Raw genomic sequence first — 21,856 nt, 5'->3', positions numbered from 1 at the left:
GTGAATATTTAGAGCCGCTCTTACCTTAATCGTGGGATCGAAAACCTATCATCTCGATCAATGGCAGTTGGAAAGCTGGTTGTGAGTGGGCGGGGGCGTCTGGTGACGACTAATTGTAGCATCCTAGTCAATACTTTCTGATGACCTTGGGGAGCTCTTAACCCGGAGGTGGTCCGTTCTATCCGTGGTTGATTACATAATGTTCTTTGATGTAAAATACCTCAACCAATAAAATTTGGCCATTCTCGAATGGATTCCATTACAATGGCGGGGGAGAATGGGGGGGACAGGTTCAGAATGGCTCGATTTCTCCGCGGTGGGTGGTTTAGGTGAGTTCAATGTCATGCGTCATCCTCGCGGCCGGAGAAGGATCCCGGATGCGGCCGCTGACCGCGGCGCGGCCCAAGGTCATGCAACCGGTCGCCGGCAAACCGATGGTGGAGCACCTGCTTATTGAATGCCGTAAAGCTGGATTGACCGATTTCGTTCTTATTGTCGGTTACCATGACGAAAAGGTGCGGGGTTATTTTGGCGATGGATCGGCTTGGGGCGCGCGCATTCGTTACGTGTTGCAGCGCCAACCGGCAGGCACCGCCGATGCCCTACGACAGGCACTGCCCCTCCTGAATACTTCGTTTATAATGTTGAACGGCGATATCATGCTACGGGCGGCGGATATCGCGCCGCTATCTCGGATGAAGGTGACGACGCTCAGTTTGGTGGAACTGGCGGACGTTACCGGCATGGGTGTGGTCGAACTAGAAGGTGAGTGCGTAATTCTCATCCATGAAAAGACTTTGAACCCACCGACTCATCTGGCTAATGCCGGAGTTTATTATTTTACCCAGGATGTTGTTGCCGCCTTAGCGAAGACGCCACGCTCGCCCCGGGGTGAGTTCGAGATCACCGACACCATCCAATTGATGATCGACGCGGGGGTGCCGGTAGGTTTTCGAATGTTGAATACCTGGCGCGATCTAGGTTATCCCTGGGACTTACTATCCGCTAATGAAGAGTTCCTGTCCGGTATCGAATCGAGAATCGAGGGAAAAGTCGAAGACGGCGCGGTGCTCAAAGGTGCGGTGGAAATCGGGTCGGGTAGTATCGTTCGGGCAGGGTCATATATCGTTGGGCCGGTAATCATCGGCCAGAACTGTGATATTGGGCCAAACTGCTATCTCCGCCCCGGGACGGCCATTGGCAACAACTGCCACATCGGAGCCAGTGTCGAAATCAAAAACTCAATCATAATGGCTAACACCAAAATCCCCCACCTGACCTACGTGGGTGACAGTATTATTGGGGAGAATTGCAATTTAGGCGCCGGTACACAGGTGGCTAATTTACGGTTTGACCGGTCAAACGCCAGGGTCAACGGCAAGGACACCGGGCGGAGAAAGATGGGTGCCATTATCGGCGACAATGTATCTACTGGCATTAACGCAAGCATCAATCTAGGGACTTTTATTGGAAGTGGTGCCATTATTGGACCAGGTGCACTTGTTTCCGGCGTCATTGCGCCTGGGGCGAGAATTTTATAGTAAAAGACGCGTGTTCGGTACATTCAGGGAATCTGGGCTGTTATGCAGTATCACTTGATGTTAAGAAATATATGCGGTGGGTCTTCAAACAAAGGCCTCCCGGCCACGGCCAAAATGATATTAAGTTTCAGATTAGCTCCTGTAGTCGTAGGTGAAAACGATATGTCCTTTTCCCATTTTTCACCGTCACCTAAGTTGATGGTTAAGTACCCGTCGACCGTTTGCCCCTCCACATCGAACCTGATAGGCGCCTCATCAAGTACTAACTGTAGTTGATATTCAGTGTTGGCGCTTTGATGATTGATGATGCCAATCTTGAGTCTAGCGAACGGTTCATTCTTACTCTCAGTAATACCGTCGTATTGAACTTCACTAACTCGACCATCGACAAGAACGATTTCACTCGGATAATTCATCGCTTTGCCTTCCACGCCAAGGATGTACAACTCAGTAAATCTCTCACCTATTTTAGGATTGGCGACAGTATAAAAGAGCGTTGACACTGCGGCGATGATAGAGATTATCACCAGAGCGGAAACTAGGCGGCTGAAGATGTTACCATTCCAAAAATCGCTAGACAAGTCTATGCTAAGGGATAAACGTTCCGCTGGGGGCAATTGGAGGAGCCTAAGCCAAGCGACAACAGAAACGATAATGACGTAGGCGCCAACGCCAAATAACACAGATTTAAGAGTAATTCCCCAGTCCGTGTAGTTCAACCCCATACCAATTAACGCCGCAACCATGAAACTGATACCCAGGCTAAGTATGAGACGCTCAAGAGGTATGCCGGTGTCTCGGGGGAATAACGCTGCAGTGGTGACATAGCCGGGGAAAAGCAGAATGAACAGCAGCCCCAGAACCATCTGGATCGGAGAAGCGGCGACAAACAAGCTAACAGCAACCAATCCGAGAACGAGCAGGTTGATTGGAATCAATCCGTTACCGAGCTTGATTTTCAAATCAGCATCCTGCCCTTGAAATCAACAGGCTGGTTACAACATGGATGATTCCAATTTAGGGGCATTAATAGGTTCGCGTACATCATAAGCCGTATATATCACTCATTGAAACATTCGGGCTGGATTCAACCTGTCCAAGGGTATGATATACTATCACAAATATTATGTCTGCTGAAACTATCGTCGTTACAGGGGGAGCCGGTTTCATTGGTTCAAGGCTGTGTCTCAGACTATGTGACCTCGGATATAGCGTCACAATCCTTGATAATCTCTCGACTGGTCAACTGGATCGCCTTAAGCCAATGTTGGAACACTCGGGAGCACGTTTCGTACAGGGCGATATAAGAGATAAAGCCATACTTGAACGAATCATTTCCGGAGCCGATTACTTGTACCATCTAGCAGCTTCCATCAGCGTGGCAAAAAGCATTGTGGAACCACTGACCACTCTAGACGTAAATGCTAGTGCAACGTTGGAGATTCTACGCTTGGCTGCCAAATATGAACTTAAAAAAGTAGTATTGGCATCATCCGCAGCGGTGTATGGCGATGTCGAGCTTATGCCCGTAAATGAGCAAACTGCACTCAATCCTCTCTCCCCTTACGCCATCTCGAAGGTTATCGCTGAGCAATATGCTCAACTATTCAACGATTTCGCGGGGATGCCCACCGTTATATTAAGGTTCTTTAACGTCTATGGCCCCGGTCAGGATTCTACCTCCGAATACTCTTCTGTAATACCGAAATTTATCCACCGCGTCACTTCCGGTCAGCCACCGATTATCTTTGGAGATGGCGAGCAGACACGTGATTTTGTGCATGTGGACGACGTTGTTTCTGCCACGATCTTAGCCCTGGGTGAAAATGCCCGGGGAGTGTTTAACGTTGGAAGCGGTGAAGCCGCTACGTTGAACCATTTGACCTGGCTGTTATTGGATATCACTGGGAACTCCCTTTCGCCAGTATACGAGGCAGAGCGCCTTGGCGATATCCGCCACAGTGTGGCAGACATCAATAAAGTCCGAAATATTGGTTACATGCCGGTGGTAGAGCTTAGAAGCGGTCTTGAGCAAATGGTTGCTAGCCTATTAAATCAGAGAAGTTCGGCGAGCTAGAGCAATTTGAACCAGCAGCACCGGTTCCTCAGTTCATGGCCTGAATTCACGAGAAACACCTTTTATACCTTACTTACCAAGGTCTTCATTCTCGTTAGCGGCGCCCTGGCTACGATTATTATTGCCCGCTGGTTAGGACCTGAGGGTAAAGGCATTTATTCATTGATCGTTTTGATACCCGCGCTACTCGCGATGGCAGGTGACCTCGGCCTCGGCATCGCAAATACCTATTATGGGCGCACGAAACGGTATAGCATAGAGCAACTAACAGCTAATTCTTTAACCCAAGCGCTAACAATCGGCACAGTAGTCACGACCGCCTTTCTTGCGTACTATTTTATTTTGCAACCTAAGTTCTTGGAAAGCGTCGAAGCCGTTTATATCATACTGGCATGTTTGACCGTACCCCTGAAGCTGTTTACGGTGTACTTAAGTTGTATCGTATTGGGGCAATATCGGCTATCGGCGTATAACCTAATAAGTTTAATCTATAATAGTGCCTCTGTAATCCTAACCGCTGCTGCATTGATAGTGTTTAACCTCGGTATAGGGGGCATGGTTTACGCTTTTGTATTAATCGAGCTCACGGGTATGATCATCACTTTATTAATGCTGCGCAGTCATGTGCATATTCGGTTTGGTTTCGATTTCGCGGTATTTTCTAATTTGTTAGGGTATGGTATCAGAGGCTATATTGGCAATCTGGTTCAGTTTCTGAATTACAGACTGGATTTATTGATGATTGCGTTTTTCTTGGATGCAGCTTCAATAGGGTATTATTCAGTGGCGGTAGCAGGCGCCGAAGTGCTCTTCTATTTGCCAGGGGCAGTCGGTACCGTGGTATTGGCGAGGACGCCAGGTATAAGCGTTGAACAAGCAAATTCGTCCACTCCTATAATATGTCGGAATACTCTGGTGATAAGTCTGGTGTCTGCGCTCTTCCTATTAATATTTGCTCACATTGCAGTAGAGATTCTCTTTGGTGAGGAGTTTCTACCGGCAGTAATGCCGTTGTGGCTTTTATTACCCGGGGCAGTCGCTATGAGCATCTATAAGGTTCTAGGTAACGAGATGGCAGGACGCGGTAAACCGGGGTTGCTGGTGAAGGCGTCTTTACTTGGGCTCAGTATCAATATTATCCTGAACCTGTTGCTTATTCCGCGATTAGGCATAGAGGGCGCAGCTATAGCTACCACTGTTGCTTATATCTTAATCGGATTTGTCGCATTAGTGATATTCTCCAAAAATACGGGTTTAGCCATGAGAGCCTGCGTATTCATTGATGCAAATGACCTCCGTATGTATAAACATTTGATAACTACACTTCGAAAGAAAAATAGACGTGGATAGAAATAAAAGCGATCCCGGATGGAAAACGGTTGCCTCGGCATTGGTTTCGATGCCTAGGGTGATGACTGAGCTTATTATAAGGAACATTCCGTGGCAATGCGGGGGCTCCATAATCCGGAAGAGTTATTATAAGAATTCATTCAAACAATTAGGTAACGGTGGTAGGTTTGATGAAGGTGTAATAATATATGGTGCCCATGGCATCGCATGCGGTGACAACGTATTTATTGGGCGCAACACGATAATCAATGGAGCTGGTGGTCTCAAGCTAGGCAACAATATTCTTATTGGTCCTGGATGTTACATTTGGACTATTAACCACGATTATTCCGTTGTGAACATTGTATCCGAACCTAAATATATCGCGAAACCGGTGGTTATTGGAAATGAAGTTTGGATTGGCGCTAATGTCAAGATAATACCAGGAGTCTCAATAGGGGCCAGGAGCGTGATTGGCATGGGTTCTGTTGTGACTAAGGACGTACCAGCAGGTGCTGTTGTGGCGGGAAACCCGGCTCAGGTTGTGAAAAACGTGGGAACAGGGTTGGAGCGAGAGTAAAGTAATTGAATAAATTAAGATTAGTGGATATGCATAACACGAGTGATAATATAATAATAGTGATCAGTTACCATTATCGACCAAGTCAGAGTATTGCTGCGACTCGACTGAGTAAATTATGCAAGTACCTGTCGCGCTTAGGATGGCAACCGATTGTGATTACCGCCGATAATGATCCCCGAGAGTCGGAGCACTTGGAGCCGAACGTATATAAAATCAAATACCACCAATTACGTGTGACTAATCGAGAAAAAAAGGGTCCTACAAAGGCAAGGCGAATTAGCGCTAGTGGTCGATCGCTAATCGGGAAAATGGTTACAATTGGGAAATCATTTATCGCATCTGTGGTGTCATTACCGCTGATTAGGACAGTAGCCGAAGAACCGTTTTGGTATTTCGGAGCCTTAAAACGCGCTATGAGTTTATTGAAAAATACTGGCGCGCAAATAGTATTCAGTAGCTATGGGCCTGCCGCGAGTCACTTGGTGGCTTCACGGCTGAAGAGTAAAGGGGTCTATTGGGTTGCTGAATACAGAGATTTATGGTCTCAGAATCCGTACGTCAGAAAAGCACAACCATTTACGTATTTGGAAAAAAAATGGGAACAAAGGATTATTCGTAATTGTGATCAGATCGTAGCTATTTCTGAACCGATGGCTCGTGACCTTCAAGTATTGCATAAAAAAAACGTATCCGTTGTCACAAGCGGATTCGATCCTGAGGACTATCCATTACATAAGCGGAAATCAAATAAATTTATTATTACCTATACCGGCTCGGTATACAAGGGGAAAAGAGATCCAACAGCTTTGTTTCAGGCTGTACATAAGCTTTATCAAGAAGGACAAATCGACCCTAACAGTTTCGAAATCCGGTTTATTGGTAATGAGTCTCTAAGCTATGTAAAAAATTTACTGAAAAGCTATCAGATTGAAAAAATGGTATCATTCCATGAAATGATTAGCTACGCAGAAAGCATTAGCGCACAAAGCGAGTCCACAGTCCTGCTACTTCTTAGCTGGAATAATCCCTCCGACGCCGGAACTTACTCTGGCAAAGTGTTTGAATATTTAGGGGCTGGCCGCCCAATCTTGGCATGTTCAATATTTCCTCAAGGTAGTATCCAGAGACTGTTGGTCGATACGGGCTGCGGAATTATCGCAAATGAAGTCGATGAGATATTTAAGATCTTATCTGTTTGGTTACACGAGTTCTTTGATGATGGTGTTATACGTTCGTATTATAATCCGAAACAGGATATAATTGAATCGTATTCATGGGCTAGCCAGGCCCTTAACCTAAGCAAGGTATTACAACGCTATAAATCGGTCACAGGAAATACTATTATTCATCAAAATCAGCGCAATCATGAATAAGGCACAACGAGATACACTTGATACTCACCATTATCGTAGACCTTACTTACGGTTTGGTCATCCTCCAGAGTTGCATAGTCTGACGCCGTGAAGCGGCCTACCACCTGCCAGATAGTCAGGTAAGTTTGCTTTTCGGCTATGGACAATGGCAGGTACCCGGGTTTGCTGAAAGCCTGTCCAAAATGATCAAGGGTCTCGTAGGAGAAGTGGTCGGGCAGGGAGACGTTTGCACCCATAGGCCTAGGTGCAGCGGTGAACCCCGTGAAGCGTAACAATTCATTTGTGGAAGACGAAATCAGGGCGATATGGGTACCTTTTAGGTTCATCAACCAATTGATGCCGTTCAACTCACTCCGGGTTACTTGCAAGTTACGCTGGATGACATAAGGTGAAGGGTAAATATACATGAGGCTTAGCCCAGCGGGCACAACTAGTAAAATTGCTATTATCATGGTTGTGAGTGGCTTAAACCGAATCCGCTGAATTGCAGTGGCCAATGTCACGGCAGCTAAAATCGGAGTGAGAATCCCGGCATAGGATAGGAGCCGTTGCCCGCCAATACTTGACATCCCAGGCATACCCAAAAGATACAATAGGTACATGAAGCCGAGCGCCAAGAATAATGCGCCCAATCCAAGGAATAATCGTCCGATTACTTCATTTGTGGACCGGCGGACCCTTAGCCAGGTGATAACAAGCCCAACCGACGAAACAATAATTAATATCGCCTCTACTCCGTATAGTTTAAAGAACAACATAACAGCATCGACACCGTGAACGTTGATCTTGGAAAGAGTATCACTCATAAAACCTAATACATCTGGGCCGCCAGACGTAATTTGAATCCAAATAAGACGAATGTTAGGTTCGAAGGAATTAAAAGACAATATCCAGGGTAATAATATCATTAGTTCAATCAGCATTGGTTTGAGCGCTGCACTACGCGGGTGCGATGAGTTAGTCAGACCTCTAGATTGGTTCTTCCATAAAAACTGGAACGCAAGGGTCATCACTAACATCGAAATGATAATGATCAGAGCTGATAGCGGATGAAAGAACGGATATAATACTGATAACAAGAGGAATGGAACCGAATATATGGGATGAAACAATCGTTTGAAAAAGAGGTAAAAGAGAAGAGGTAATAGAAAAATGGACCAGCCATTAGGCATAAGGAGTACGTTGTATCCACCACCGATAAACACCATCCCAGCAAGAGTTGTAGCTATGAGTTGATGTGTTCGCTCTGATAATAGCGCTGTTGCTAGGAGATATGTAGATAGAATAAAAAATACCGAGAAAAAAGCCGTACTAAGATTAGCAACAAGTTCAACAGAAAGCCCTGTAGTTTGGATGATCTCCGCGAGGAAAGTGTGAGTAATCGGATACGAGTTGTCAGCAGCATAATGGCCAGTCTGAAGGATTTCTTTGAGGAAACCCAAGTGGCTCACATTATCGCCATGCCAAGTTACATAACCTCGAATAAACGGGAGGAATAATATTGTCAGGCGAGATACAATCAGAAGCAACAAACCCCAGAGCCAGCTTGAATCAGGGTCTTTTAGCAAAATGGCTTGGCGAACAATAATACTCATTCCACAGGCCATGGCGAGCCCAATTAGTACCCAAGAAAACGTTGGAGTTGCGGCGAAAATACCCAACTCGTACCCAGTCGCCGGGTGATTCCATGCCAACAAAGTAGCGGCAGTCAACGCAGCGAACCCCATCAGTGTAAGGAATTTTGTTATGATGGTCTAGTCACCTTGCTTCTCAATGTTGATATTCGCGAATTACTTCACAATAGCCGGCAACAATCTGCTCCATCTGCCCCTGGCACTCTGCCCTACTCTGGGCGATGTCACGAGACCTACGACCAAACAACAATCTTCGGTTAGGGTCATTAATGAGACTTATTATTTTTTTAGCCAAGGATTGTGCATCACCCGGTGGAAACAGATAGCCGTTGTCCCCATCGGCAATCCATTGGCGGTTGGCAGGGATATCTGTTACAACAGATGCCTTCTCGCAAGACATGGCCTCAAGAAGGGAATTGGAAGCACCGTCAGATAACGAAGTGGATACATATATATCGGCAGTGGACAAGAATTTGGGCATTTGATCATGTGGCAGCCAGTCTAATAAAGTCATATGACCGTTGAGGTCATGCTTATCCGAGAGAGCCTCTGCCTCGACTCGTTGCCCCGGTCGATGCAGGGTGACGAATTGGGCATCGGGACACGTCTTTAGTACTATTGCAGCGGCGCGAAAGTACGTTTGAACATCATAAATTGGAGCTAGACCTCGTACGTTCGCAATAATTGGACGTTCGGGATCCAACCCGAAAAACGATGCTGTGCGCTTACCATCAGGCTCCCTCTTGAACATCCTCGTATCGACGCCAAGTAGCACTTCTTGTATCTTAGACTGGTCGATTCCTAACAATTTCATCTGCTTGAAGGCTACCTGCTTCGTGAAGAGCAGGTTGATCCGATCGGCGTTATGCAAGGTGTAACGCGCAAACGACCGCCACAATAGGTTCCGATATGGTTGCACAAGTATATCTGACCCCCAACCGGTCACAACAAGAGGATGGAAATTGGTTAATGCTGCTAAGAAACCATAGATGGTTACGTAATGGGCATCAATAATATTCGGTTTGACGGATTTCACACAGCGCCTTGCCCCGAGTATCCAACCCAGTTCTCTGAATAACGGGATGCGGTGATTGGTCAGTATATGTAGTTTGACCCTTGACGGAAAACCCGGCCTAGTCTTCCAAGTGATCAAGTGAACGTCATTGCCTTGATCCACCAGGTAAGATGATAACCTCATGATGTGCTCGCTGCTTCCGTCGCCGATCAAACAGATACGCATTTTAATTTAGTTTAGGATATCACAAATATTTCTACACGCGCCTTCGGGGAAAAGAGTCTTTGGTATTGACACTGGCTGAAAATTGTGGGCGGCATTTACGATCATTTCCTCATTTGTACCTACTAATACGTTCCAACCTGCTTGCACTGTTTCTTGCCATTCGGTATTATCCCGTAGCGTAACACATGGTACTTGCAATAAATAGGCTTCTTTCTGGACGCCGCCGGAATCAGTAAGAACCTTTTGAGAATGACCAAGAAGTTTGGTAAACTCTAAATATCCGAGTGGTTTAATCAATTTTACGCGGGATGAGAGTATGTCAAATAGACCGAAATGCTTTAACTGTTTTTCTGTCCTGGGATGCAGTGGAAATACGACTGGTTGTTTCAGCTGAATTAGGGCGTTTACTAAGCTATCTAAATTTGCTTTCGTGTCTGTGTTGCTTGCGCGATGAATAGTCACCATTAGGTATTCCTTGCTGGTAAGGCCCAGGATTTCCAAAATGTTTGAGTTCTCAGATCTGTTTTTAGCAAATAGGATAGCATCCACCATCACATCACCAGTTAGATAGACGCCACGATTGATTCCTTCATCTGCTAGAGTTGTCGTAGCGGTTTGAGTAGGACAAAATAAAAGGTCGGAGCAATGGTCCGTCAGTATACGATTTATCTCCTCAGGCATTGTCCGATCATGGCTTCTGAGACCTGCCTCAACATGGGCTACTTTTATATGCATTTTGGTTGCGGCTAGGGCACCTGCCAACGTGGAATTGGTATCTCCGTAAACCAGGACTAGATCCGGTTTCTCAATTAGAAGCACTTCCTCAATTCTTTTAAGCATTTCCCCGGTTTGTAGACCATGGCTCGAAGACCCCACTTCCAGGTTGTAGTCCGGGCTGGGGATATCGAGTTCATCGAAGAACACTTTATTCATCAGGTAATCATAGTGTTGTCCAGTATGAACAAGTATCTCTCTATGATGGATTCTAAGTTCTCGTGAAAGGGAAGCACACTTGATGAACTGAGGTCTAACACCTATGACTGACACGATTTTCATATCTTATCCTGAGAAGCTCTGAATTTCCAGGCACTTTCTGGCCAATTTACAATGGAGTCCGCCATATAATCAGTTAAATCTATCTTTTCTTCGAGCATCACCTTTCGTTTAGCCTGCCATTCCTCCCGCAGGTCTGACTGGGTGATCAACTCGATTGCTCGATTGATCGCCTTGCCTGGTTGGTTAAACGAAAAGAGCAGACCATACTTCGATTCTAACTCAACAAAATTACCCATATCGTGAAGTCCAACAAAACTGTTGCACCGAATAGCTGGGACACCAAGAACGGCGGCTTCGGTAGTTAAAGTCTGGGTATCTGAAACCAGTAATTGGGCGTGGTATAAGGCTTGATGGACTTGATAAGCCGGTACCGGTAATTGATATTTCAAAAGGTCCGGGGGAAGGGTAGTCTCTGAGGAGATAAAAACATGGGCGAACTTCTCAAGCTCGGACACTAAGGTATACTTATCAAGCAATGTAAAACCCTTACGACCGATATCATGCACAGCGTCAAATGCATTGAAACGAAGAATCACATATTTTTCATTCTTGGCAATGCCTAGCTTATCGTAAATTGCCGGATCAGGTTGAAAGCGTGAGGGGTATAGGTATGCAAGTTCTTTATAACTAGGTACACGTACTTGTTTTCTTCCCAGATTAATGCGGAAACAGGAGGGAGTAATTACAACAGAACACAGGCGATACCATAATAGCCGTTCGAGCCTTGGGGTCGGTTCCGAGTCCTCGAAAATAATGCTTGGCTTTCGCGTAAAAAAACCAGCCACTGACTCAAGTATCCCAGTACCAATGATAATATCCGGCTTATTCCGTAAAGTCTGCTGTAATGATTTGATCACAGTTATTGGCAAACTCGTGATTCTGGTTATAGGAGTCCTTCCAACTCTGCCATAACATTCACTCTTTCGATTATATGATGCCAGCAGCCGCTGTATAATGGATTCCATTCGACTAATAAACACGACATGATGGCCACGCGATTCGAGTTCGGTAGCAACCGCTTGCCATAAATGGACCTGGGCCGGCGTATGAATCATAAATACAATATGCATAATTTATCCTATGTGCCTAAACAAAATATTACTCAGTGGCCCAACAACCTGGGGAGGGATTAATTTCCACAACTTAGAAGCCATCTGGAGTCCTCGTTGGTCCTGACTGAAGCTCCCTTTTCCTGAGGGGTAATAGTAGTATACAAGCCTCTTTTCGGTCGCACCCCACCTTCGTTTAAAGGCTGCTAAACCAGGCTCTGATGGTGATACCCTTCCGAAATCGAATTGAAGAAAACCATGCTTAGAAGCATCCTCGATGGCCGTCCATAGGAGTAAGTTGTAAGGTTGATGTATCAGAAAAGCATTATCAGCAGCGCCATAGGCATATAGGACAGTTTTTCCATGTGCAATGGTAATGATACCTGCAATAATCCTATTATTGTACTCAGCCAGGTAGAGTCTTGCGTTTTCGCCAAAGTCGTTGAGTATGGCCGCAAGAAAGGCCTTTGGGTGCCCAGGAACTCCTAGGCGCTGCTTTGTTGCTAAGTTAAGCCGATAGAACGAATTGAGGTCATCCTTGGAGATACTGGATCTTATCTTTACCCCGTCCTTGATTGCCTTTCTTATACCCCAGCGGATGCTTCCGGAGTCGAGAGATTTCCAAAGCTCCATCGGTTCTTTAAGCCCCAATATGTAGGTGGAGTAACGATTGTCTTGTGTGAATTCGGATCCGGGCGGAAAAGCCCCTTCATCGGACGGGAACATTCGGATTTCAAGATGCTTAAGTCGTAGGTCGACCAAGACCTCTCTTGCGCGCTTAACAAGCTGCGATGAAACAGAATCGGAATCAGCTATCGGTCCGCAGATGTAAGAAAATGGGGCAGACACAATCCGTTGCCCTGTCAACGGACTTTTCACTACAAATAAGGGTAATACGCCACACAATTTACTCGATTCATTATATGCGAATAGATGAACTGGCTTATAGCCGAAATTATTACAAAGAATGTCACGCCATTGTCGGCTGTGGAATATCGTACCTTCAGTATGGATGCGAACGAAATGGTCCCATTCCAAGTCATTCGCGCTGTCCGTTGTAATTACATCTAAGTTAGAAATTGTCATATGTTATTCCGGGAAACCGTGCGAAATAGATGAATTCCTGTTTTACCAGCACTAAATATCAGATCAAGCACGTATCTTTTTATGTAGTCAGTTGGCTTACTACACCATCGCTCAGGATGGGTCAGCACGCATATATTGCCGGGCGTACCAGCATTGATAATACCAACCAACTCATCTGTGTCTTTCGGCTGCAAATAGTCGTAGATGGAGCCGACGTCATCTTTACCATGCATTTTCTGGCTCCTACTTTTTCGCCAGGTTCTACCACTATCAGAAAAATAGGCGAACCGTGCAAAATCTAATGAAAGGAAAGCTTCTCCGATTAGTTTGAATTCAGACAATCTGCAATGCTTCCAAATGTGTTTGTTATCGTGCTTCGTTAAAGGATTGCCGTGCGCACATGCTGTGACAATTGGGTGATAGACTCGAAATTGCGCAAGTTCATTCTTAAATAAATCAATCGCAGACTTAACATCACCCTTCATTTTGTCAATTGTCTCATAATGAAAGCCTATTTCATGGCCATAGGACGCCACCTTGTCCATAATCCCCTTTGAAGCGGTTGATGTACGGAAATAGTATGTCGCTTTAATCCCGTTATCATACTCGAGTCTAGCTATATCGAGAGTCCTCTCTGGATTTCTATCGATATCGTGGCGCATGATGAGATATGGACGCATCTTATGATCGGAATCTAACTTTAGATAGTCAGCAAGGGTAATGCTTGTGTAGCCAGATTTGGAGATAGCTTTGCATAGAACTTGGTATTTAGAGATAGAGAAATCCAAATTACTGATCACTCGATTAAGCATACGTACTTGGCTCACGGTTTGGTGCGATATGCTTGACCGAGGAGCGAGTGATAGGGTTCAAGACACGCCTGATAAAGCTAAATAGCAGCATCCAACTCGTTTTTAAAATGAAAATCGGGTATTTGATTTTAGACTTTTCATCCCTATAGATTGCCGAATGCGGAACATCCATGACTTTGGCTCCGACAAGCTTAAGTCTGACAAGCATGTCATTTTCGAAAGCAAATCCCACATAGATTTTTTCGAGATCAAGTTTTATCAGAGCGTCCCGTGAAATCGCAGTATAGCCATTTTGAGGGTCGCTAATATGCCAATAACCTGAGGCGATACGGTTTAGCACTGTCAGTAGGTAGTTGCCAAAGCGCCTAAAACGAGGCATTTCCCGAATGTGAACCGGATTCGAGAGGCGGTTTCCTTTAGAATAATCAGCATACCCTTCAACGACAGGGTCGATGATTTTATGAAGAATTGCTGGATCCATCTGGTTGTCCCCGGCCATCACCGCGACCACATCCATCCTTTCCTTTATCGCTTCCTTGTGGCCGGTGATAATTGCTGCGCCCACCCCCCCATTGATGGAACGGTGAATTACGCATATCCGAGACTCGCGATGGGCTAAAGCACAAGCTATGCCATAGGTATTGTCTTTACTATTATCGTCGACTACATATACCCGATCTACGAAATCCGGTATTCCGTTTATCGTGAGGGTAATATGGCGATGTTCATTATAGGCAGGGACCACTACACCTATGGATTTGCCTTTATACATATACTCGGGTACCTCTTGGTTGTGTTGCCTCTAAAGCTATCTCAAGTACTTTAGTTGAAGACTCTCCATCAGTCAGAGGAGTTTTCCCGGTGATGATGCAGTCAAGGAAATGAGCCAGTTCCAGTTTTAGTGGCTCTCCCTTTTCTATGACGATATCATGGTTCACTACGGAATTGAACACCCTTAGATCTTGTTGAATATAATCCAGATAGGCGATCCCTTCACTACCGGTGGCCACAAGAGTTCTTACTTTATGTGGAGTGAACCAATTCACTTCTATTGATCCCACTGCATCACCGAAGTCGCAGACTATTACAGAATGGTCTTCTTTTTCATGCCGGAAACTCCCGGATTTGGCGTACACATGTACCGGATCGCGATTCATCAAAAAACGAATAACATCAATATCATGGGTGGCAGAGTCAATTATGATACCCACGTCTCTTATTCTGGGGGCAAATGGCCCAACCCGGCGGGTAGAAACGATCATCAACTTTCCCAAGATACCTTCATCGAGTAAGGATTTTAATTTTAGGACAGCGGGATTGAAGCGTTCAATATGACCAATCATTAGTTTGGCTGCGTGCTTCTGGGCGGCTTCAATCATTGACCTGGCTTCGTCCACCGTAGAAGCAATGGGTTTTTCTACTAGGCAGTGAATGCCTTTGTTGAGGCAGTCAATAGCGACTAGACTGTGCAGACTAGTAGGGACTGCAATGCTCACAGCTTCGGCTTTGTCAAGAATATCATGATAGTCAGAAAACCAACGGCTACCGTACTTTTGAGCAAATTCTTTGCCGCGGGCTTCATCAGTGTCTACCAAACCGACTATATCGCAACCTAACTCCGAATACACCCTCACATGATGCTGCCCCATTGTACCTAAACCGATGATCGCCACCTTCAACATGTAATTACCTTCCGAGCCCGCGATACTCAAATCCATATTGTGCGACTTTGGTAGGACTAAGAATACCTCGAACATCGATGATTAGCCGACCGTTCATGCAAGAACGAAGGTGGGCGAGATCTAGCGCTTCGTATATCGAGTGTTCGGTCGAAACGATGATAGCGTCGGCATTTTGGCATGCAGTATCAATGTTAGCCGTGGCTTTGAAAGGAAACGTCTCATCACTGATAAACGGGTCATGCACCACTACATCTTTGCCTTCTGACTCCAACAATTTGATCAGTTTCAAAGAGTGTGACGTCTCGAAAGATTTGACGTCTTTCTTGAAACTCAGACCCAGTACGGCCACACGATGCGTATCCCTATCCAGCATATCCGCTATATTCTTAAAAACCGATTCATTAAGATCACGAGCGGTTTTTATCAGCCGGGGGAAATAGCCACGGTGAATCAAATCACTGATGATGTAGTAAGGGTCCATGGGTATACAATGTCCGCCTACGAGGCCTGGTTTTAAGATATGGCAATATGGTTGTGAGTTTGCGGTGTGAATGAGTTCATCCACATTGACACCATATACGTTGCATATCTGGGCTAATTCATTTGCGAATGCGATGTTGACGTCGCGATATGTGTTCTCAACTACTTTATCAAGTTCGGCAGCAATGATACTGCTCATGGTTATAATGCTAGGAGCAAAAGCACCATAGAGTCCACCCAAGATAAGTGCGCTCTTGCTATCCAGGCCTCCGACGATTTTAGCATATGATTTCAGATCACGTAGTACCTGAGGGGCTTGTGTTCGTTCCGGGGAATACGCTAAACCGAAATCCAAACCAGGGATCAGATCGCTTTCCCGTTGAATGATGGCCGCGAGGGTATTTTGTGTAGTGCCAGGTGGCACCGTACTTTGAAGAACAACAAGTTTGCCTGGTTTCAATATTTTAGCCAACCGATGGGAGACCGTCACCACGGCGTCTATATCCGGGTCTTGATCTTTGATCAAAGTGGGCACTGAGATGATGTAGACGTCACACTCGGCAGTATCCTCGATGGCTGTAGTCGCTGTCAGTTTTCCCTTTCCCACAACGTTGCTAATGAGATCGCCTAGACCGTTCTCATCCGAGATCGGCGTTCGGCCGGCATTGATGGTTGCCACAGTATTCTTGTTTATGTCCATGCCTAGCACGGGGAAACCTTCATTTGCGAGAGTTGCAGCCAAAGGGAGACCAACCCGCCCTAGGCCGATGAAGCCAATCGAGACGTCGCGGTTTGCTATTCTTGATCTAATTTCCGTTTCAGAGAGGTTGTATATCATTTAAGTTTCTTTGCCGAGTTCACTTGCAGGGTTGCCTACCACGGTTTTCCCAGCGCCGACCTCTTTTGTAACTACAGATCCAGCCCCAACGACGGCGCCTTCCCCGACAACAACGCCTGGAAGTATTGTAGCGTTGGCGCCGATACGAGCCCCTTTTTTTATCACGGAACCTTTGAGAGCCGCTCCTTTGACCATGTATTTATCGTTGGTGGTTACGGAACAAGGTCCCATGAACACATCTTCTTCAAGCACTGTATAGGTGGTCACATATGCGTTTGTTTGCAGGCTCACATTATCGCCCACCTGACAATAGCCATCGATAACTACACCGGTACCAACGAGAACATTGTCGCCGATGACACTATTCCCTCGAATAAGTGCATTGTGTCCAGTCTTGAGGTTGTTTCCAATAGTCACACCGGAATAGATGATGGTTCCCGAACGAATCCGAGCACCGGACCCAATGAGTAACACTCCGTTGTCCTCATGACCGAGTACAACACCATTATCGATGTCGGCTCCTTCGCCGATGTTAACTAAACCTCTGGTGATAACGCCACTATTCATATATTAATGCTTCGATAATCGTATCCAAATCACTTTGGGTTAGAGACGGGTGGATAGGGAGCGAGAGCACCTGGCTGGCAGCTTTTTCCGCTTCAGGCAGTGTAACGCTGTAACCGAGTCGCTCGTACATGGGTTGTTTATGAATAGGAATCGGGTAATGTACCGCGCTGCTTACACCCTTTTCCTGCAATCGCTCCTTGAGGGCGTCTCGGGAGATTGGGTAGTCTGAAGTCACGCGAATAGTGTACTGATGGAATACGTGCTTGATGCCGTTGGCCACAAAAGGCGATATGAGACCGTTAATTCGACGAATGGCTTGGCTCAAATAATTGGCATTTTGGATGCGTTTGGCATTGAATTCATCGAGCCGAGCAAGTTGTGTGATCCCAATGGCAGCAGCTATGTCGGTCATGCGGAAGTTGTAACCAAGCATTTCATGTTTATAGCGTTCCCTTTGACCGTGATTCCTGAGCACACTCGCCTTTTCGGCTATTCTGGTATCATTGGTGGTCATCATGCCACCCTCGCCAGTAGTCATATTCTTCGTTGGGTAAAAGGAAAAACAGCCGATACCAAACGACCCAACTCGTTGTCCATGGTACTCTGCCCCATGTGCCTGACAGGCATCCTCGATAAAAGCCAAATTATGTTTTGAACACAATGAGAGTATCTCGTTCACATCGAAGGGCTGACCGTAAAGATGGACCCCAAGTATCGCGCGCGTTCGTGGGCCAATAAGTCGCTCCACATTCTTAGGGTCGATATTGAAGGTGAGCGGGTCGATATCAGCAAAAATAGGTTTTGCTTGGCAATATAGAATGGAGTTGGCAGATGCCACGAAACTAAATGGGGTGGTTATTACTTCATCCCCAGGTTCAATCTCAGAAGCAAGTAGGGCTAGTTGGAGAGCATTGGTTCCGTTGGAAGTCGCCACCGCATATTTCGTACCACAATACGAGGCAAACATTCCCTCGAATGACTTGACCTGTTCGCCTTGAGCCAATTTGCCGCTGGATAGCACTGCCGAAATGGCATTAACTGCGGCTTGGTCTATTACCGGTTGCGCAATAGGTATCATGAGAGACTCCTGGTTTCAATGTTGGGTGCGGAATATACGCGCCTTACTTGGTTACCCGTTTTGGACTGCCGACTATTCAATGAATATATTTAGTTCTACAGGAAACTCGTTCAGTATAAATTACTCAGGCAGATTCATATACGGCCACTCTGAAGAACCGTACCCCTCGGCGTTCTGAGGTCTGCAGTTCGGCGCTTGTAAATCAACTCTCCTCAAAACACCCCCTCCATTTATTGTCAGACGGGCGATATCACTCAACAGTGACGCTCTTGGCCAGGTTGCGCGGCATGTCGATAGGGCAGCCGAGTTCCAAAGCGGTGTAATATGCCAGAAGTTGTAACACCACCGCATTCAACATTGGCGATACTAAGTTGTCGACTTCCGGTCTGGGGATAATATAGTCGGCTAAGCCATCGAGACCGTCATCTCCCTTAGGAGCAATGGCTATCAGCGGAGCACCCCGCACTTTGATCTCCCGGAGGGTCGTCAGCATGGCATCGTGGGTCGTATCGCGGCCTAATACCGCTACCACTGGGGTCGTTTTCGAAACCAGGGCAAGCGGTCCGTGTTTTAATTCCCCCGCAGCGTAGCCCTGAGAGGGAATATAAGCGACTTCTTTGAGTTTAAGTGCGCCCTCCAAGGCGATTGGGTAGTTGAGGCCTCGCCCAATGAAGATGACCCCGGAGCACGAAGCCAGGTATTTAGCGCATGATCGTATCTCTAATTGGTTATCGAGCACCCCCTGGATAGCGCTGGGCAGGAGTCTTAGCGCCAGTGTCAGCCGGTCGAAATCCCGCCTCTCCAGCCTGGAGCAGGAGAGCAACAGCCGATAGATGACTTTTAATTGGGCGGTGAAGCTCTTGGTGGCGGCGACGCTGATTTCCGGACCTGCCCCAGTGTACCATGTCTCATCCGCGAGGCGGCTTGCAGTGCAACCCGGGACATTGGTAATCGCTAAAAGTTTTGTGCCATGCTCACGAAGCCGGCGCATAGCCAATAGGGCGTCCGCTGTCTCGCCGGATTGCGTGATGACGATAGCGAGCGCCTCTGGCGTTCGATGTCGGTGATAATTGAACTCCGAGGCGAGCTCGACATTAACCGATAAGCCTAGTAGTTCTTCGACGAGATACTTGGCAATAAGCCCGGCATGATACGAGGTGCCACAGGCCAGGATCAGGATGGAAGGCGGCGGGTCTAAAGACAGGATGCCGGAAAGCTCTGCATCTTTAACACCGGAGTGGATTGAGGTGCTGTTGGACTCTCGGATAATCCGTGGTTGTTCGTGAATTTCCTTGATCATAAAGTGGTCGTAGCCACCCTTATGTGCTTGCTCCGCTGTCCATTCGACATGTTTGATTTCAGGGATTTTTTCGTTGTCCCCATGCCACAACTTGATGCCATCCCGCGTCACTACCGCGAGTTCGTTTTCTTCCATATATACGACACGATTGGTGTAACCGAGGATGGCCGGCACGTCAGAAGCAACCCAATTCTCGCCCTGGCCCAGACCGATTATTAGAGGGCTACCCTTCCTGGCAACCACGAGTTTATCCTGTTCGTGATGGTGTACCACGGCTACGGCATAGGAGCCCTCGATTTCAGCGAGAGCGGAGCGCACGGCGGATGCGAGATCGCCGTGGTAGTGATTCTCGATAAGATGGGCGATCACCTCGGTATCGGTATCAGAGGTAAAAACGTGTCCCTGGCTTTTAAGTCGGCTCCTCAGTGGCACATGGTTGTTGATGGTGCCGTTGTGGACCACGGCGATGGTATGGGTGCAATCCTGATGAGGATGGGCGTTGGCCTGATTTGGCTCACCGCATGTTGCCCATCGGGTGTGACCGATGCCGAAAGTACCATTAAGAGGTTGAGCCTTTGCTGCGAGATCGGCTACCCGCACAGCGTCCTTGAAGACCTTAAGGTCACCGTCGACAACGGCAATTCCGCAAGAATCGTAGCCTCGGTATTCCAGCCGCACCAGTGACTGGAGTAGCGTCTCTTGGGCCTGGCGATAACCGATGTAACCTACAACTCCGCACATACTATACTAACCGGCTTCCATCAGGAATCCGTCCCGAGATGGACTTGCCCGCCTTAACCTGACATCCATTTCCGAGAATGGTACCCGCATCCGCGCTAACCCGACTGTCTATCTTGCAGTTCATGCCCATCATGACACCGACCGGCACTTCATGGAATTCACGGTCTATCCTGATTTCAGCTTTTTCACTGGCCGCGACGAAGTGAGGTGCGATACGGTTGCCATTGTCGATGATCGAGTTCTGTAACGTGCTGCCTGAACCAATGGTCACGTCGTTGCCGATGATGCTGTTTTCTATAAGACAGAAAGGCCCAATGGAGACATTATCACCTATGGTGCTCGCCGCATTGATGACGGTGTTGGGACCGATGTCGCAGCCCTTGCCAATGAGGACCGGGCCATCGACATAGCAACCGGCGCGGAGCGTCGTATTTTCACCTGTAGAAACGGAATGACGAATAGATACGCCCTTTTCGATGGTGCCATTCAGGGTCGGACGCAGGCTTTTTAAAACTAAATCATTCAGGTGTAGCAAGTCCCAGGGATAAACCGCATCCAGCCAGGGACCCGTCGTTTTCACGGCTTTGAAGTTGATACCGTTGTTGATCATCCGGTTGATTACAACGGGAATGCTCGTGTCATCTCCGATGTATTCGAATATTTCATGCTTGAGATGATAAATGCTCGTGCTTACTACCCCGTCGCAGGGTTGTTTCGGTTTCTCAATTATGGCTTGGATATCGTCGTCCTCATTCACCATGGCCACCCCATAGCGGACGGTGCTGACCTCAGGCACGCTTTTTAGAAGAACTGACCAAGGAGGGCACGAAATGAAGTCCTGAATAGTCTCTCGCGCGATAAGATTATCACCCGGAAGTAAGAAGAATTCGTCCTGGATTAAAGGCTCGGCAAGCTGAAGTGCGTGAGCAGTGCCCAATTGGGGCTGCTGTTCGACATACTGGATTCTTACTTTGAGCGATTCACCTGAACCGAGTGAGTCGAATATCTGTTCCTTACGGTAACCGACAACGATAACTATGTCACGAATATTAAAAGAAGCGAGGGCTTCGATGACGTATTGGAGTATAGGCTTCCCTGCGATGGGCAGCATGACTTTTGGTCGGGTATTGGTGAAAGGGCGAAGTCTCTGCCCTTCACCCGCCGCCAGGATAACCGCTTGCGTCATGCCGCGATTATAACGATAATTCACCAAATATTCAAGATAATAAAAACGTCTTGTCATCGTAGGAATTGTTAAGAATTGATTAGTTTGCGATTTTTATCTGGCTCCTTTAGAATCCGGCAGTTGGCTTATAGTTTTTTGGCCGTGCAGTGTCGAAGTTCCAAGCCAACCAAATATCAAAGTGTTTGTCCCGTGGACAGCGAATAA

19 protein-coding genes are annotated in these 21,856 nt (G+C 46.9%); 5 read left to right on the top strand and 14 right to left on the bottom strand.

From position 1 onward, the window contains the following. Positions 1-338: 338 nt before the first annotated feature. Positions 339-1,541, top strand: coding sequence for a bifunctional sugar-1-phosphate nucleotidylyltransferase/acetyltransferase (gene glmU, locus Dform_RS09105; protein ID WP_076004735.1), 1,203 nt, complete (start codon positions 339-341; stop codon positions 1,539-1,541). Between the two features lie 50 nt (positions 1,542-1,591). On the opposite strand, the gene Dform_RS09100 is transcribed toward glmU, so the two are convergent. Beyond that, complete coding sequence (locus tag Dform_RS09100; RefSeq protein ID WP_076004734.1) at positions 1,592-2,503, bottom strand: DUF1616 domain-containing protein; 912 nt, start codon at positions 2,501-2,503, stop codon at positions 1,592-1,594. Between the two features lie 164 nt (positions 2,504-2,667). Here Dform_RS09100 and Dform_RS09095 point away from each other — a divergent pair, with 164 nt between their 5' ends. The 4 genes from Dform_RS09095 to Dform_RS09080 are packed head-to-tail and all read left to right on the top strand — an operon-like array spanning position 2,668 to position 6,903. Further along, positions 2,668-3,618, top strand: a complete 951-nt coding sequence (locus Dform_RS09095; RefSeq protein WP_076004733.1) for an NAD-dependent epimerase/dehydratase family protein — start codon at positions 2,668-2,670, stop codon at positions 3,616-3,618. A 6-nt stretch (positions 3,619-3,624) separates the two neighbouring features. Beyond that, positions 3,625-4,968 carry an oligosaccharide flippase family protein gene (locus Dform_RS09090; protein WP_076004732.1) on the top strand — a complete coding sequence of 448 codons (1,344 nt, stop codon included), beginning with the start codon at positions 3,625-3,627 and terminating at the stop codon, positions 4,966-4,968. Continuing rightward, positions 4,961-5,527, top strand: coding sequence for an acyltransferase (locus Dform_RS11630; protein ID WP_145925572.1), 567 nt, complete (start codon positions 4,961-4,963; stop codon positions 5,525-5,527). Before Dform_RS09090 ends, Dform_RS11630 begins: the two co-directional genes overlap by 8 nt. Before the next feature lie 29 nt (positions 5,528-5,556). Beyond that, complete coding sequence (locus Dform_RS09080; RefSeq protein ID WP_225973753.1) at positions 5,557-6,903, top strand: glycosyltransferase; 1,347 nt, start codon at positions 5,557-5,559, stop codon at positions 6,901-6,903. On the opposite strand, the gene Dform_RS09075 is transcribed toward Dform_RS09080, so the two are convergent. From Dform_RS09075 to Dform_RS09015, 13 genes are all read right to left on the bottom strand, one after another. Continuing rightward, positions 6,894-8,615: a hypothetical protein gene (locus tag Dform_RS09075; protein ID WP_145925570.1), complete on the bottom strand. Its 1,722-nt coding sequence runs from the start codon at positions 8,613-8,615 to the stop codon at positions 6,894-6,896. The genes Dform_RS09080 and Dform_RS09075 overlap by 10 nt on opposite strands. A 58-nt stretch (positions 8,616-8,673) precedes the next feature. Continuing rightward, positions 8,674-9,777, bottom strand: coding sequence for a glycosyltransferase family 4 protein (locus Dform_RS09070; protein ID WP_076004728.1), 1,104 nt, complete (start codon positions 9,775-9,777; stop codon positions 8,674-8,676). Positions 9,778-9,783: 6 nt separating this feature from the next. Further along, positions 9,784-10,833 carry a non-hydrolyzing UDP-N-acetylglucosamine 2-epimerase gene (gene wecB, locus Dform_RS09065; protein ID WP_076004727.1) on the bottom strand — a complete coding sequence of 350 codons (1,050 nt, stop codon included), beginning with the start codon at positions 10,831-10,833 and terminating at the stop codon, positions 9,784-9,786. Continuing rightward, positions 10,830-11,888, bottom strand: a complete 1,059-nt coding sequence (locus Dform_RS09060; RefSeq protein ID WP_225973752.1) for a DUF354 domain-containing protein — start codon at positions 11,886-11,888, stop codon at positions 10,830-10,832. Before Dform_RS09060 ends, wecB begins: the two co-directional genes overlap by 4 nt. 18 nt (positions 11,889-11,906) lie before the next feature. Continuing rightward, a complete protein-coding gene (locus Dform_RS09055) occupies positions 11,907-12,644 on the bottom strand; it encodes a lipid II:glycine glycyltransferase FemX (RefSeq protein ID WP_158513494.1) in 738 nt (245 codons plus the stop codon). A 320-nt stretch (positions 12,645-12,964) separates the two neighbouring features. Beyond that, the gene (locus Dform_RS09050) at positions 12,965-13,756 is read right to left on the bottom strand and encodes a hypothetical protein (RefSeq protein WP_158513493.1); all 792 of its coding nucleotides are present in this window, start codon (positions 13,754-13,756) and stop codon (positions 12,965-12,967) included. A gap of 16 nt (positions 13,757-13,772) precedes the next feature. Beyond that, a complete protein-coding gene (locus Dform_RS09045; protein WP_076004723.1) occupies positions 13,773-14,552 on the bottom strand; it encodes a glycosyltransferase family 2 protein in 780 nt (259 codons plus the stop codon). After that, on the bottom strand, positions 14,545-15,462 hold the full coding sequence (locus Dform_RS09040) for a Gfo/Idh/MocA family protein (RefSeq protein WP_076004722.1): 918 nt from the start codon (positions 15,460-15,462) through the stop codon (positions 14,545-14,547). The genes Dform_RS09045 and Dform_RS09040 overlap by 8 nt, the downstream gene beginning before the upstream one ends. Positions 15,463-15,466: 4 nt before the next feature. Continuing rightward, a complete protein-coding gene (locus Dform_RS09035; protein ID WP_076004721.1) occupies positions 15,467-16,780 on the bottom strand; it encodes a nucleotide sugar dehydrogenase in 1,314 nt (437 codons plus the stop codon). Beyond that, positions 16,781-17,347 (bottom strand): acyltransferase, encoded by a 567-nt coding sequence (locus tag Dform_RS09030; RefSeq protein WP_076004720.1) that lies wholly within the window; start codon positions 17,345-17,347, stop codon positions 16,781-16,783. Next, positions 17,340-18,425, bottom strand: coding sequence for a DegT/DnrJ/EryC1/StrS family aminotransferase (locus Dform_RS09025; protein ID WP_076004719.1), 1,086 nt, complete (start codon positions 18,423-18,425; stop codon positions 17,340-17,342). The genes Dform_RS09030 and Dform_RS09025 overlap by 8 nt, the downstream gene beginning before the upstream one ends. A gap of 250 nt (positions 18,426-18,675) precedes the next feature. Beyond that, a complete protein-coding gene (gene glmS / locus Dform_RS09020; protein ID WP_076004718.1) occupies positions 18,676-20,466 on the bottom strand; it encodes a glutamine--fructose-6-phosphate transaminase (isomerizing) in 1,791 nt (596 codons plus the stop codon). A 1-nt stretch (position 20,467) separates the two neighbouring features. Then, complete coding sequence (locus Dform_RS09015) at positions 20,468-21,652, bottom strand: sugar phosphate nucleotidyltransferase (RefSeq protein ID WP_076004717.1); 1,185 nt, start codon at positions 21,650-21,652, stop codon at positions 20,468-20,470. Positions 21,653-21,856 lie beyond the last annotated feature (204 nt).

This window comes from Dehalogenimonas formicexedens, from assembly GCF_001953175.1.
GTDB classification, from domain to species: Bacteria; Chloroflexota; Dehalococcoidia; order Dehalococcoidales; family Dehalococcoidaceae; genus Dehalogenimonas; species Dehalogenimonas formicexedens.
The sequence above is the reverse complement of the archived record's forward strand: the minus strand, read 5'-3'. Positions and strand labels throughout refer to the sequence as shown.

Bases quoted from the DNA above. Each gene is read 5' to 3' on its own strand.
- glmU (WP_076004735.1), top strand. From the start codon at position 339: ATGTCATGCGTCATCCTCGCGGCCGGAGAAGGATCCCGGATGCGGCCG.
- Dform_RS09095 (WP_076004733.1), top strand. From the start codon at position 2,668: ATGTCTGCTGAAACTATCGTCGTTACAGGGGGAGCCGGTTTCATTGGT.
- Dform_RS09080 (WP_225973753.1), top strand. From the start codon at position 5,557: ATGCATAACACGAGTGATAATATAATAATAGTGATCAGTTACCATTAT.
- Dform_RS09070 (WP_076004728.1), bottom strand. From the start codon at position 9,777: ATGCGTATCTGTTTGATCGGCGACGGAAGCAGCGAGCACATCATGAGG.
- wecB (WP_076004727.1), bottom strand. From the start codon at position 10,833: ATGAAAATCGTGTCAGTCATAGGTGTTAGACCTCAGTTCATCAAGTGT.
- Dform_RS09060 (WP_225973752.1), bottom strand. From the start codon at position 11,888: ATGATTCATACGCCGGCCCAGGTCCATTTATGGCAAGCGGTTGCTACC.
- Dform_RS09045 (WP_076004723.1), bottom strand. From the start codon at position 14,552: ATGTATAAAGGCAAATCCATAGGTGTAGTGGTCCCTGCCTATAATGAA.
- Dform_RS09040 (WP_076004722.1), bottom strand. From the start codon at position 15,462: ATGTTGAAGGTGGCGATCATCGGTTTAGGTACAATGGGGCAGCATCAT.
- Dform_RS09035 (WP_076004721.1), bottom strand. From the start codon at position 16,780: ATGATATACAACCTCTCTGAAACGGAAATTAGATCAAGAATAGCAAAC.
- Dform_RS09030 (WP_076004720.1), bottom strand. From the start codon at position 17,347: ATGAATAGTGGCGTTATCACCAGAGGTTTAGTTAACATCGGCGAAGGA.
- Dform_RS09025 (WP_076004719.1), bottom strand. From the start codon at position 18,425: ATGATACCTATTGCGCAACCGGTAATAGACCAAGCCGCAGTTAATGCC.
- glmS (WP_076004718.1), bottom strand. From the start codon at position 20,466: ATGTGCGGAGTTGTAGGTTACATCGGTTATCGCCAGGCCCAAGAGACG.
- Dform_RS09015 (WP_076004717.1), bottom strand. From the start codon at position 21,652: ATGACGCAAGCGGTTATCCTGGCGGCGGGTGAAGGGCAGAGACTTCGC.